This window comes from Microbulbifer mixtoriginis (SeqCode) (genome assembly GCF_052467945.1).
Window position 1 is genome coordinate 3,293,598 of record NZ_CP174328.1, and the last position, 12,611, is coordinate 3,306,208.

Sequence of the window (12,611 nt, forward strand, 5' to 3'; positions counted from 1 at the left end):
GGGTTTTTTTATGCCTGAAATTTGAGCTCAAAGGAGGAGCACCTTTACCCACCACTTAGAGAAAGGTCGCATAGCAGCAAAGTTTTTACATCTAGTTTTCAAACCCAACCCGCCTAGTGCGGGTTTTTTTGTTTCTAAAGAGAGGAAGCCTTATGGCTGGGACTGTCGAGCACACAAACACCATTAACCGAGACGCTCTTTATCGAGCAAAGGACTGCGCAAATTTATATAGCGTTGGGCTTTCGACGTGGTGGAAGTGGGTTTCAGATGGACGTGTCAAACCCGGCATTAAGCTGGGACCAAAAACAACTGTATGGGAGGGAGAGTATTTAGTAGACCTTCGCCAAAAACTCATTAGAGAAGCTCGGAGCTAACGGGAGGAATCATGAAAACAATCAGAACCGCCCCAGTACAGAGCGGCCCCGACCAAAAAACCAAGCCAATAAATAATACCAGTGAATCGCTATTTGGAGTAGTTGTAAGCACGCCCCATAGCGCCAACCGGGCAGCCCCAAATAAAGAGCAGCTGGCACTTTTCCCGCCGGGCAAACAACGCCGCCTTACCGCCAGGCAAATGCGTGCACTCAAAACTCTTGTTAAGCGGTCATGCTGCCGAGAGGAGCTAGATAAAGTCACCGGGGCAAGCAATAGTCCCGAAATCGTATCGCAACTTAGAAAGCGAGGAATAGCTGTTAAATGCCGAATGGAGGGGCATATTGACCGAGACGGAATTGCAGGAAGTCATGGCGTTTATTGGCTACCTGACAGCGAGTAAAGTCCTTAAATCTGCTGGAGGACTAATGGCAAAACGGAGACAGAAGCCTGAAAACGGCAGCTATATCCAATGCCCACACCGTGTGTACGATAGCCCCCGCTTCCGGGGGCTAGGCGCCCAGGCTCACAAGCTATTGAATAACGTCATGGTCCAGTACAAGGGGAATAACAACGGCCACCTATCAGCTTGTTATTCCATCATGAAGGACTATGGATGGGTCAAGGGAACACTTTATCGGGCACTTGCAGAGCTGGAGCACTCAGGCATATTCGTAGTCACTCGAAAAGGGGTCAAAAAGCGGGGCTGCCCGACTCTGTTAGCTGCAACTTGGTTTGGGATTGATGAACCAAAGAGCGGGACAGGATTTCGGGAAGGAATTATTCCCGGGCGTCAGTCATTGGGCTATTGGTGCACCCACCCCTCAACCTGGAAGCTAAAACCGACGCTCAAGGCTCCTGCAAATTTCGATTTTACCAGTCTCATATTGGAGGACTAACTACCTCTACCTACTCCAATATGAGACAAGTTAACGAGGAAAACAGATGATAGAAGCGCCAGCAGTATCAATATGAAGGACTAACAGCCCTTTTTTGGGCCTCACTAGTCTCATATTGGAGAGTCTTATACTTAGCCATACCCATAGTTAACCAATTCTAATGCTCCATACAGTGCGTGGGCCTCACATCACAGAGTCTGCGCAAGGAAGCGGTTAGACATCACACTTGCATGTTTGCATTGAGCAGCGGACATTAGGAGCCCACCCCCAACCTGAATGTCCCGGACAAGTGCCGGACAACTCCCGGACAAAACTTCCGGACAAGGAAATCCAGCAAACCCAGCAACCACGGGGAATACAGCCAATTCAAACTACGGGTGAAAAAAAGCACGGTAATACGGTAATAAGGGGACGTGGGTATAAGGGAACACCTATTCCCCCCCAAGAACAGACCAATGAGGAATGGTTAGCTTGTTATGAGCGCGCGGGCTGATTTAATAATTTGGGGCGCCCTATCCAAATTCAGGTAGCGAAACAGCACAGTAAAATATTGGCAGCACATTCGACGCCCAGCATTGAAAGGCTTTACACTGGGCAAGCATACTGGAGGCGTTGCGGCAAAATCCGTAACCGGGTTTGACACCCCGAAACTATCAGGCGTCCCGAAGCCGCCTACCCCTGTATGCGGTTTTTTTGTGCCCAGACCTCTAAGGTCTCACCCTGTTATGGTGGGCTTTCTGGGGGGCCTTGTGCCCGCCGTTCCTGATAGCGGTAGTGTCAACCCAGTCAGCCCGCCGCCCTAATGAGATTGACACCTCACGGGCAGCGGCTCACTCAATATCAGGAGCCCAAGCCATGACAAACCAAGCCCCAGTTGTATCTACCCCTCAAGCCGATAACTTCCTTGGTCGTTCAATCGATATCGCAAACCTCAGCCTTGAGTCACTGAACAAGCTGCGCACCCTCTTCCAGAGCATCAGCCAGATATCCGAGGACAAAACCACCAGCCAAGAGCTGGCAGTTATTGGGGCTCACCTTGCCGATGAATGGGCAAATCTTATCGACTGTGAGCGTGAAGACCTGGAGCGCCTGGAGGGTGAACAGTAAGAGGTTTTAGCTGGCTCATAGTGCAAAGGGGGCCTTGAAACAGGGCGCCCTTACCGAGGGAGGCCAGCAGACCTTCAAGGTCATACCAGAGCGGGAATTCCCACTTTGACCCTATCGCATTTGAAATGCGGAAGGGTGGAACCTTGCCGCAGGTCGGGGCTATCTCATGGCTTGAATTCAAGCCGTCAGAATACAAAAACGAGCTCGGGACCACTCAACCCCAAAGCATTAAGGAATATTAAGGTGATATTGAGAGTTGGCAGCTCAAACCCCTAATTCGGGGTCTGAAGCTCTGAACGTGAGTTAAGAGGGCTTTCGCCAATTCTAGTCAGACCAAAGGTAAACATTGCCTTCAAGTAGTCTCTTCGACTAATGTTTTGTCCAAAGTCTCTGCTCTCACCCCAAAGGCAAGCGGCTTGTACATCTCTGGGTGAGCTATATCATCAAATAGGCTCTTCTTATCGAGGTTTGAAAAAAAGGAATATTTTTCGAGCACTCCTTTAATATCATCATTTTCAGGCCTATGAACACAGTCATAAAACAGAATAACTTCTTCATACAAAGAAAGCTGAGCCCTTAGGATTCTAATATACTGCTCTTTATCATCAGCCTTACTTTCATCAATAAAACGAAATATTTCATACAAATTCTTAAAGTAATGACCAAAAGTATTCACACCCTCCTCCAAGAACTTTTGATAGGTGTGCTCCGACGCAGTCAAATGGTCAAAATTTTCTAAATATAATTCGTCATACCACTCTTTCATCCAACCGTAAAAATATGTAAAGCAGAACCTTCCTTCTAACTCAATTCCGTTTCTTCGAGAGCCTGTTCTCTTTTTCATTCCGCTGACAATTTCATTGTGTAAACTTATCAGCTGGAAAAAAGTATTCTCGAAATTCTGCCTTTCAAGTGATTTACTTTGTTCCATTAGAGCTTCTGCTGAATTCCTAAGCTCCTTTGTAGAATTATTAAGTTCCTCACTCTGCATGGAAATAGTTAGCAAAAGAGCAATCAGCCCCATAAACGCAAAGATAGGGTTCAGAACCCCACCCATAAAATCTCCAAAGGCGCCCCAGACGCCACTGTCATTGGATAACCCCCCGTTAAACGTAGATGCGTACATCGCCCCAGCGCAAATAGCGATGATTAGTGACACCGCAATTAGCCGCTTAAAATCTCTAATTAGCGACCTCCATTTTGGAGACGTATCTATTTGATTAGAATCTATTTCCATATTGAGAACTCCCTTACTACTCAGCTATACGATTATGTATGCCATAAACACCCTTAGTCTTGAGGCTTGTCTATATCACTTGCCAAAGAAAACAGAGATGTGACATGTGTGCCAGAGACTCAGAGGTTAATGCGGATGTGGAGCCGTGTCGATTTGCATGACTCATTAAAACAATCAAAGGGAGGATTTTTACAGCTCAATTAGCAAGCCAGAGATATGATATGTACGAACGTATCAATAACGGTATTTGTACGTAATTTTTACTGAGAAATACTTAGGTGCTCCCTAAGCAGCACTAAAACGTATCAACATCAACGCACCCCCAAGGCCAGTAAAGCGGCTCAGAGAGCCACAGAGGCCCTTGCAGCAGAGGGTGCGCCCCATTGCCACCTTCTCAGAGTTTTGCGACCAGTACGCGCGCTAGCAGAGTCAGGAGTCACGTTTCAAACGCAACCCTTTGAGGCTGCCTCGGTGCGCGCAAGGTATATGCGCGGTCGAAATCCTAACCCGCCGAAATGGCGGGATTGAAACTAATGTTCCCGGGGTGTGCGCCTAGTGCTTACCCTTCTGGATTTCATATCTAAGAGCCTCAACCCTCAACGCCTTGGCCAAAACACCTGAATGGCGTTGCGTGATGGCTAAAGTGAAGGTTTTTTGGAAGTCGTTTGTGGGGGTTGGTTGCACTTATCGACCGCTCTGGGGGTGGTGACACAGAGTCACTGGGTAGTGACAGAGATTCACTAGGTAGTGACACAGAGTCACCCAGAACCAGTCACTCTTTGAACCAGTCACTCTTTTGAACCAGTCAATGAACCTACCTTGCAGGTTAAACAAAATTCAAAATAAATCTGCCAATTCACCTAAGGCTCACTGGCAACCAAACACCGAGCAAGAAACCCGCTTGGGCTTGCACTCGCTGAGAGATTTAAAAATCCCCCCCAGCCATACAAACCAGCACAAAAAGATGAATTTAGCGAAATTGCGCTGAAGCCACCTAAGAGGACTTTTCGCGGCCTTTAGCTACAGGCCACCCATGACACCAAGAAAGAAATAAATCCCGGCAGGAGCGCTTAAAACCGCCTTAGAGGTGGCCGAGAAAGATAAAAGCCAAGAAGCAATTCAAGCAGAGCTGAAGTTAGGCAGTTTCAGCGCTATCCAAACGTTGACCCGCTTTCCCCAATCCACTTCCTGAAAATCCAGATACGGATAATCCAGATACGGGAAACCCAGATAGGGATTTGCCGACACAAGAAAGTAAAGATACTAAGAAAATAACCACTGGAGAAAGTAACCAGTCTGAGAGTGCGCCAGCACATGCTGGATTATTCACAACATCCTCAGCCCAGATTCAACAGGGTCAACTTCCGGATTTGTTCCAGTATTATTATTCTCTAATGTATTACTCTCCTTCGCGGAAGCTGAATACCCCCCTTCAGCATCCTGAATAGGGTTCTTCGCATTTTCCGAACGCCTATTCGGGGCTCCGAATATTCCCCAGGCAAACTCAGCAGGTAAAGTGGGTAAATCTTCGGGATTAAAAATACTGGCTGTTTATACAGCAATTGATGGGGATGCACTTCAAAGCAAGGGCCTCGATTGGAGAGAAACTGTACAAATATGTCCAGTTTTCAAGAACCCCCTAAAGGGCCGAGGAGCTGGTCTAAATACCGGCATCCGGGTTAACGGCTGGCCACCTCCAGCACGTCATAGGTGGGCAGCCAGTAAAAGTGTTATTTGACCTCTTTCAGGTCAGGTTTCCCGTCTAGGTTCTCTTCACGCATAGCGCGCTTGCCACCACTAAGAAGCCCTACCTGGCCAAAATTACAATCAGCGGAAAGCAGTTCTTCAGTCCGCTTCTTCGACCACTCCTTTCTCCATTGCTCATATTCTGGAGTCCCTTTAGGGGGATGCGTTTCACCGGCCATGCTGCGTTTTACAAGTAGTCTGCTATTTGTTCCGAGTGTTGTGCTTTACCTTAACCATGTGCTGAAAGGCTACAATCCGCGCTCTCATTGCCACGTCTTTAGGGTCCACCTCTTCAGGTAGCGGAACTATCTGCTTCACGGCTAGGCTTAAATGCCTGGGGTCCTTAGTCTTCTCCGTCATTATCATCCATCCTCATGCGTCCATCTGGGTCAGCTTTGCCAGAAGCCAAGCCCTGCGGCTCCTCTTCTATCGAAACCTTCCGATAAAGCTCTCTGTATGCACGTTTAGCCGCCTCCTCAACCGTAACAGGCTTTCTATGCTTCCTATCTCGGATGTCAGTAACTTTTTTATTCACGGTTAAATTCTCAAATAGAGCTAATCACCACGGTTCACATAAATAAAACTATGGAAAGCATAACAATGTTTTCGACAAGTGGGTCATCTACTTTTGTTGTACCAACGTGCAAAATATGAACTTAAAGCTTCTGGATATCTGAGGTGCATCATTAGCAAGACACCGAAATTTCAGTCCTTGTGATTGATTAAGGCGTAAAATTCTACCGAATTTATTCTCTACAGGCCCTACAATCCCGCGCCAGGACAAGGATAAAATTCTTATATCCCATGCATGGGGTTTGTCAGTTAGCGGCAAGGAGGATAAATGCTAGCAACTCATAGTGATGCAGAATCACGATACGAATCATATCGTCAAGCGGTGCGGGACCACGTCAAAGAAGCCCTCCCCTATGGAGATGCAAGCCAAATACACCTTTCAGGATTAGATTCCAGGGCAATCAGCCAAGCGAAGCTTTGGGACAGGATTCCAGAGCGTAGAGCTGATTTCGATTGGGAAGCGAACACTAGAGCTTATAGAAAGATATACCCTAAGCGCTTTGAGCTAGCTATTTGGTATCAAAACCGGCTCGAATCCCTCTCTCTTGGGCGCCCTTCCTTCAAAGGAACAAGAGTGCGTCTTGAATTAATCGAGCGGGTTTCCGGATATAGTATGCTCAAGGGCAGAAGCTTCGCTATTACAGAGTTAGGCTTGATTGCATACGCCAACCTACTAGGTGCTGATGAGATTCGTATAATGCAGCCCATAAATTCGGACGTAAGAGATTTTTACGTACAGAAGGGCTATAGCTATATACCATCAACAGGTGCCCGCCATTTCCCTGACTACTGCGTGAAAAAGATATGAAGAAGTCCAAAGATTTCAATGAAAGAATGAAGAGGATGAAGTCTTCCATCAAGGAGAATAAGCATATCCTTGAGGATGACACCCTTGATGATGTCACCATCATTGGAAATCCAGACTTCATTACAGACCCTAAAATTTTGGATGAACAGGAAGCCGAAGAGGACAAGACATGCCAGAAAAACAAGAAGTAAAATCAATGCAAGAGGCTAAAGAGAGACTGAAGGACTTGGTCACTCCTGAAAAGCTGGCAATACGCCCCAAGTCAGTTGACTCCGCCACCAAACAAAAACCGCGGGATAAGTGATTAAGATAAGCAGCACACCCAAGAGAACCCGACTTGCCTAGAGAATAGGCCCTAGCCTGAGAATACCTGAGGTACCCAACCCGCCGGACCCGAAATCTCAGCCCTTTTTAGGACTAAAAAAATAAAGGGACTTAATAGCTCGCCCTTACCCTTCTGCTATCTAGGTGGGTGACAGCAGCTATAAGCATCAAGAAACCCCAACTAAGCCCCTTCACGCTTAGTAGTCAATCGGGAGATTCTCTAAATCCAAGCTAGGCCACTACAGTCTGAATATGATGTAATCGTAAAGCAGCGAGTATTACCCCAAAACTCAGTAAATCTCATATTTGGCATACCAAGCATTGGCTATCATGAAGTGTATTTCTTGCAACAACACGTTACTAGATTCTGATAAATTTTGCTCTAAGTGTGGAATCAAAACTTCACCTGCTGAGACAGTTCACTCCAAGGCAGGGAAATCGAAGCAAGCTTGGTATCAAACCGGCTGGGCTTGGTTTTGGCTGATTGTTTTTTGGCCAGTTGGACTTTATGGTCTCGTGAAAAGGGCAAAACCTCAGCATCAGAAATGGTGGTGGGCAGGAATTGCTGCCTTCTTGCTGGCTATAATCTTGACACCCCCTCCCCCTAAGCAATCAAGTTCAGCTTCTGTAAGCAAATACCCCAAAAGCACCTCATCTTATAGTGACTGGAAAATCTGCGTTAACCATGCCCATTGGGGAGAGTTGGCCGCAAGAGAAGGGATGGCTGCCGCAGAAGACAGGAAGTGGCGAATCTGTGGTACAGAACCATAAAAAAGATTCGTCCCTCTAGGTAACCTTGGCCGAAGGATTGACCTTCTATTACCGAATTACCTTTTGGGGAAATGCCTGCCAGGGAAGGTTTTTCCACAATCAGATAAAGCAAGTTTGTAGCCGCCCTAATTTGAGACAATACTGGCCTCCGTTTGCGGGAATAATTCTAGAGGTAAATAGTGGTGAAGTATTTTGACTACTTCGTTAGAGCGCTTTTGGCGATATACGCTGTAATTATCACTTTTGGCTTCACTAAGCAGCTAAGCTCAATATTACCCAGCTTATTGATGGATAAAGTAGGTATATTAGTTGAGACTAGCGAACCAGTAATATATATATTGAGCCTTTCTGTCGTTTTACTTGGTTATGCCCTCGCCTACTGGGTTATTAGAGGTTGCATCTGGTTTGTAAACAGTGAAGGGGGGACGAAAACAGCTGACAATATTGATTTAGCTTTTGATAAGCTAGTAGCTTCACTCAAACTAACAGTGAAAGCCACCCTCTTTATTGGGGCAGTAATCGTAGCGGGAGTAGCAATCTATTACATAGTGGGCGGAATTGCATCCTTATCAATTAACACCCTTTTAGCCCTAATACTCCTCGCGATAATCTTCCGTAGATAAGGCCCTCTTGCCAAGTCTTTGAAATAAGCCCTATTGGCCGTATCCTGTTAGCTATTTATAAATTTTTAGGCCACCATACACCTAACCCAAAAGCTCCAAAGTGAAGGAAAGCTGAATGACTTGGATTATAGCGAAAACGTTTGTTTCAGGTTACGCGGCTATGATTTCTGATGTGCAGGTGACATGGAATAAGGGAGCACATCGTGAGGACTGCCTTAGAAAAGTTTATGCAATGGCACCGAATATCGCTTGTGGATTTTCTGGGTCTGTTGATGTTGGTTTTGACCTCTTAGCAGATATGCGGTATTTCGCCGAACAAAAGTTATTGAAAGGTGAGATTCTTCTTCCTCGAAAATTTGTTTTTGAGTGGTATCGACGAGGGAGACAAATCTTTTCCAGACTGCAACCCTCTTTACAAAAATTAGGATGCACCCTGATTGTCGCTGGAAGCTCACTTACTGAGAGAGCCCCTGGAAATAGCTCCCTAAGGCGTTCCGATATAATAATTATGAGAAGTAGCAATGGATTTACTCCCAGTATACAGAGCACAAGAAAAGTTGTTTCGGTCGGCTCAGGAAGCAGTAAAGAAAAGTACATCCGATTCCTGGGCTCACTAGCCACACCCAAGAACTCGGTATCCATTGAAAACTTCGACCGATACCTTGGGCGCGGAGGAGAAACACTAGCATTCCTTATTGGCGAGATGCTAAAAGACAATCCGGAAGCCGGTATAAGTGCGCATGTCCACTGCACTCTTATTTGGCCTAATCAGGTTCGCTCATTTCCCTCTAATTTTTCTACTTTCCAGGGTGAAGAAGAAGTCAAGCACGAGATGCCTTCCGTTGAAAACACTTACAGCGGCTTTAAGAGATTTGAAAAGAGCATCCATGGTGAAGCTTCTGAAGCTATCGGGTAGCGATACCTTTTACCCCTTATGAATCACCTTTAGGACACATCTACCTTCTTATAAGAAAATCCAATTAAAGAATGTCGCTCTCTGTTGACAAATGTTGACATCAGCGAAGGTTTTGTTCGCGTCAGTACATGGCTCCGGGAAGCCTGCTGGCGCATGGCACATTAGGCCAACCAGGGGCACAGCAGAGCTAGGTACTAACGCGCCAAACTGGGAGTTACTTTGCTCTAGTGGACGGGTTTATTGACGGGTTCTGAAAAAAAGAAAATATTTAATCTATATTTATCAATGGGTTATAGCTACTTTTAGACTCCCGCCATCTCCACCAAATCGAAAAAGGCCAACCGTAAGGTTGGCCTTTTTTATTGCTTATTCGACAGCCTATTCAATCTTCCACCGAAGAAAATTTTTTGCATAGCTTATCGATGGCGAATATTGACGGTCTCAAAAAGCTCACCATTAGCGTTTGTTCAGGTTACTAACAATTCAAGAATCCCGTTAGATAGCACTAAACAAGCCAAATAAAAACCACTGGGTTACCGGCCAGCTCACAAATCTAGGACGATCACTCCAGTCACTTTAATGACACGTAAATTTACCGGCCTATCTTTCTATAGCCTCTAAAATCAGCCCCTAAAATCCAAACATCTGTTTAAAAAGAAGTTATTTAAATCATCTGCAAAAAGGCGTGATCATTAGCAGCAAGGAAGACACATGCTAGCAACTCACAGCGATGAAGAATCAAGTTATGAAACATATCGCCAATTAACTGAGTCCCCTTTCAGCCCCCCAAATATCGCCGACATAGCTCAACCTAGCGCCTGTTTACACTGATTCTAGTCGGTAGCTCACTAATGCAATGATGTATTAATAGTATGCTCTACATTCTTTGATTAAAATATTCTTAATACCTAAAACAGAGAGCTGTAATGAGTGAAGCTAACCATGACGCTTACATGCAAGAAGCCATTAATGAGGCACGAAAAGGTTTAGCAACGGGAGGAATTCCTGTCGGTTGTGTAATAGTACTGAATGGTGAAATTATCGGCAGAGGTTACAATCAGCACGTCCAGCAAAACAGTGTTATCAAGCATGCTGAAATGAGCGCACTGGAAAATATGGGAAAATTATGTTCTACAGATTACCAAAAGTGCACCGTTTACACGACTTTATCACCCTGCCCAATGTGCAGTGGGGCCATACGTCTATTCGGAATTAAGAATATATTTATCGGTGAAAATAAAACATTCCTAGGTGATGAATCATTACTCAAATCTGAAGGTGTAAGCTTGGTTGTTCTTAATAATCTTGAATGTATTGGTCTGATGAATCAATTCATTCAGCAACATCCTGAAATCTGGCATGAAGATATTGGCCAGTAGCAACAATTAACTACAAAGTATATTTGTAATGGCCCACCAATAAACCAAATTACTAGAATAGATTGAGATTTTATTGATACTTTTGATGTTTACACTGTGGCTTTCAAGAATTCAATTCTGCTTGAGAAGCTCCACGGCCCTCTACTCAGCACCAATCTGACACACTACTAGTCAACCTGATAATTGCTAAGTAGGCCCAATCGGTGAAGGTTGCAACAGCCACCAGATATGGGCCCTAACCTGAGATACACAACTAGCCTAGACCGAAATTTCAGCTCAATTTATAGACTAAAAAGCCAGCCCCCATAAACTATTTATGGAATTTGTTATACACACCATCAATAACGGATACCATCATCTTTGCAAGGAAAAGCCTAGATCCGAGCTCTGCTTCTAATATTTTTAACTCTGGGTGCCCGATTGTCCCACCCAAAAAAATACTTGATTTATTCCCACCTGTTTGGCTTAGATCTACAGTTAGCTTACTTGCATGACTAAATTTATTGAATATTCTTTTCGATTTTTCCAAAAACTTTAGAAATTCATCACCCTCCCCAAGAACTGTTTGGTTTTTTCTATGAGGGGTGCGAACTGATAGGGTTTCTGGTACTGCTTATCTGCTTTAAAGATATCTTTAAAATAGAAGTCATCAAGCTTGTTTGAGTTAGGTGTAAGTTTTCCTTGATGAGAGAGCAGTATAGATAGACAAGCAGCTTCTATCGCCTGCCTATACATATTGCCGGAAGTATTATGTGCTCAATTATTAAGAGCTGCATAGATGAAAAAAGATTGTTAATAGCAAGGTCAAGAAATGCTACTGATAATTTTTCTTGCTCCACTTTATTGCCATGAGCTGAGAATTTATCACCTCTCTTGTAACATTCAGCTATTACTTCGCTGAATTGCTCTACGGTATCTGAGTATTCCGAAGAAAAACTCTCAACCTCGACCGAGTAATTTTTGCAAAGAGAGCGGGCTACTTCCGAAGCTTTTGTTGGGTCTACAGTTTCCATCTGACCTCCTTTTTGGGGCTCAGGTGCACTTTCTGCACCAGAATCCCGAAGTTTTAAAGTTGCCAATGAACTTATCTGAGCGCTTAGTTATTGTCACCTAATTTCAAAGAAATGGGACAAACTTAGTTCAAAGCCATTCGAAGTTATTCATAAAGGTTTAGGTTATTGAAGTGCATCTGAAAAACCATAAGAAGCCAATTTACCTGACAGCATAAAGAACACCGTGTTACGAGGGCATTGTTACTGGCATGTCTGGAAGAGGAACTGACAGCTGCATCTTGTACCATCGTACATAATGATTCTACAAATACCGGAAGGGCCGACTGTGGTTCCACCACAGACTTGGCCGGCGCACTCACCGCCACCAAGAAAAAGCACCTGACAGCAATCACAAACCCTGCTGAAATTGGGCGCCTACTAACTGCCATAAACGAATACCAGGGCACCCCAGTAGTAAGAGCGGCCCTAAAACTATCCCCTCTCCTATTCCGCCGCCCTGGAGAGTTGCGAAAACTTGAGTGGACGGTAATCAATTGGGATGCCAAGCACATAGAACTGCCCAGCGAAAAGATGAAAATGGGCCAACCATACATTATTCCTCTTGCTGAACTGAAAGAACTGGAGTTGCTAACTGGTCATGGCAAATATGTTTTCCCATCAGCTCGAGGCCAGAGCCGTCCACTGTCTGATAAAGGTGTGAGGACTGCACTCAGGTCACTGGGCGATGACAATCAAACCATGACCGCCCACGGCTTCCGTGCAATGGCTCGTACTCTATTCGACCACGACACTCGGCAGATTTGATTTAGAATTCGCAGATTCATCAAGGAAAAAATTGAATGT

Annotated in this window: 13 protein-coding genes; 9 read left to right on the forward strand and 4 right to left on the reverse strand. The window is 45.1% G+C overall.

The genetic code is table 11. The annotated features are described in order from the left end of the window. The first annotated feature begins 385 nt into the window (after positions 1–385). The 3 genes from ACJJIJ_RS14425 (at position 386) to ACJJIJ_RS14435 (ending at position 2,378) form a co-directional block, all read left to right on the forward strand. Positions 386–775, forward strand: coding sequence for a hypothetical protein (locus ACJJIJ_RS14425; RefSeq protein WP_444937704.1), 390 nt, complete (start codon positions 386–388; stop codon positions 773–775). Then, positions 717–1,271: a hypothetical protein gene (locus ACJJIJ_RS14430; protein ID WP_444937705.1), complete on the forward strand. Its 555-nt coding sequence runs from the start codon at positions 717–719 to the stop codon at positions 1,269–1,271. The genes ACJJIJ_RS14425 and ACJJIJ_RS14430 overlap by 59 nt, the downstream gene beginning before the upstream one ends. 855 nt (positions 1,272–2,126) lie before the next feature. Next, on the forward strand, positions 2,127–2,378 hold the full coding sequence (locus ACJJIJ_RS14435; RefSeq protein WP_444937706.1) for a hypothetical protein: 252 nt from the start codon (positions 2,127–2,129) through the stop codon (positions 2,376–2,378). Positions 2,379–2,730: 352 nt separating this feature from the next. On the opposite strand, the gene ACJJIJ_RS14440 is transcribed toward ACJJIJ_RS14435, so the two are convergent. From ACJJIJ_RS14440 to ACJJIJ_RS14450, 3 genes are all read right to left on the reverse strand, one after another. After that, entirely contained in the window at positions 2,731–3,615 is an 885-nt protein-coding gene (locus ACJJIJ_RS14440; RefSeq protein WP_444937707.1) for a putative phage abortive infection protein, read from the reverse strand. Positions 3,616–5,345: 1,730 nt separating this feature from the next. Continuing rightward, on the reverse strand, positions 5,346–5,540 hold the full coding sequence (locus ACJJIJ_RS14445; protein ID WP_444937708.1) for a hypothetical protein: 195 nt from the start codon (positions 5,538–5,540) through the stop codon (positions 5,346–5,348). A 164-nt stretch (positions 5,541–5,704) separates the two neighbouring features. Continuing rightward, entirely contained in the window at positions 5,705–5,896 is a 192-nt protein-coding gene (locus tag ACJJIJ_RS14450; RefSeq protein WP_444937709.1) for a hypothetical protein, read from the reverse strand. Between the two features lie 306 nt (positions 5,897–6,202). Here ACJJIJ_RS14450 and ACJJIJ_RS14455 point away from each other — a divergent pair, with 306 nt between their 5' ends. The 5 genes from ACJJIJ_RS14455 to ACJJIJ_RS14475 all read left to right on the forward strand — a co-directional run bounded on the left by ACJJIJ_RS14455 (position 6,203) and on the right by ACJJIJ_RS14475 (position 10,755). Continuing rightward, positions 6,203–6,742, forward strand: a complete 540-nt coding sequence (locus ACJJIJ_RS14455) for a hypothetical protein (protein ID WP_444937710.1) — start codon at positions 6,203–6,205, stop codon at positions 6,740–6,742. After that, positions 6,739–6,933 carry a hypothetical protein gene (locus ACJJIJ_RS14460; protein WP_444937711.1) on the forward strand — a complete coding sequence of 65 codons (195 nt, stop codon included), beginning with the start codon at positions 6,739–6,741 and terminating at the stop codon, positions 6,931–6,933. The genes ACJJIJ_RS14455 and ACJJIJ_RS14460 overlap by 4 nt, the downstream gene beginning before the upstream one ends. 1,083 nt (positions 6,934–8,016) lie before the next feature. Beyond that, positions 8,017–8,460 carry a hypothetical protein gene (locus ACJJIJ_RS14465; RefSeq protein WP_444937712.1) on the forward strand — a complete coding sequence of 148 codons (444 nt, stop codon included), beginning with the start codon at positions 8,017–8,019 and terminating at the stop codon, positions 8,458–8,460. Positions 8,461–8,575: 115 nt separating this feature from the next. Beyond that, positions 8,576–9,376, forward strand: a complete 801-nt coding sequence (locus ACJJIJ_RS14470; RefSeq protein WP_444937713.1) for an Ntn hydrolase family protein — start codon at positions 8,576–8,578, stop codon at positions 9,374–9,376. Between the two features lie 926 nt (positions 9,377–10,302). Continuing rightward, on the forward strand, positions 10,303–10,755 hold the full coding sequence (locus ACJJIJ_RS14475) for a nucleoside deaminase (RefSeq protein ID WP_444910472.1): 453 nt from the start codon (positions 10,303–10,305) through the stop codon (positions 10,753–10,755). A 716-nt stretch (positions 10,756–11,471) separates the two neighbouring features. Here the strand turns inward: ACJJIJ_RS14475 and ACJJIJ_RS14480 are convergent. After that, positions 11,472–11,768, reverse strand: coding sequence for a hypothetical protein (locus ACJJIJ_RS14480; protein ID WP_444937714.1), 297 nt, complete (start codon positions 11,766–11,768; stop codon positions 11,472–11,474). Positions 11,769–12,005: 237 nt separating this feature from the next. Here ACJJIJ_RS14480 and ACJJIJ_RS14485 point away from each other — a divergent pair, with 237 nt between their 5' ends. Next, positions 12,006–12,572: a tyrosine-type recombinase/integrase gene (locus ACJJIJ_RS14485; RefSeq protein WP_252083251.1), complete on the forward strand. Its 567-nt coding sequence runs from the start codon at positions 12,006–12,008 to the stop codon at positions 12,570–12,572. Positions 12,573–12,611 lie beyond the last annotated feature (39 nt).

Bases quoted from the DNA above. Each gene is read 5' to 3' on its own strand.
- ACJJIJ_RS14460 (WP_444937711.1), top strand. From the start codon at position 6,739: ATGAAGAAGTCCAAAGATTTCAATGAAAGAATGAAGAGGATGAAGTCT.
- ACJJIJ_RS14475 (WP_444910472.1), top strand. From the start codon at position 10,303: ATGAGTGAAGCTAACCATGACGCTTACATGCAAGAAGCCATTAATGAG.
- ACJJIJ_RS14470 (WP_444937713.1), top strand. From the start codon at position 8,576: ATGACTTGGATTATAGCGAAAACGTTTGTTTCAGGTTACGCGGCTATG.
- ACJJIJ_RS14435 (WP_444937706.1), top strand. From the start codon at position 2,127: ATGACAAACCAAGCCCCAGTTGTATCTACCCCTCAAGCCGATAACTTC.
- ACJJIJ_RS14445 (WP_444937708.1), bottom strand. From the start codon at position 5,540: ATGGCCGGTGAAACGCATCCCCCTAAAGGGACTCCAGAATATGAGCAA.
- ACJJIJ_RS14455 (WP_444937710.1), top strand. From the start codon at position 6,203: ATGCTAGCAACTCATAGTGATGCAGAATCACGATACGAATCATATCGT.
- ACJJIJ_RS14425 (WP_444937704.1), top strand. From the start codon at position 386: ATGAAAACAATCAGAACCGCCCCAGTACAGAGCGGCCCCGACCAAAAA.
- ACJJIJ_RS14440 (WP_444937707.1), bottom strand. From the start codon at position 3,615: ATGGAAATAGATTCTAATCAAATAGATACGTCTCCAAAATGGAGGTCG.
- ACJJIJ_RS14480 (WP_444937714.1), bottom strand. From the start codon at position 11,768: ATGGAAACTGTAGACCCAACAAAAGCTTCGGAAGTAGCCCGCTCTCTT.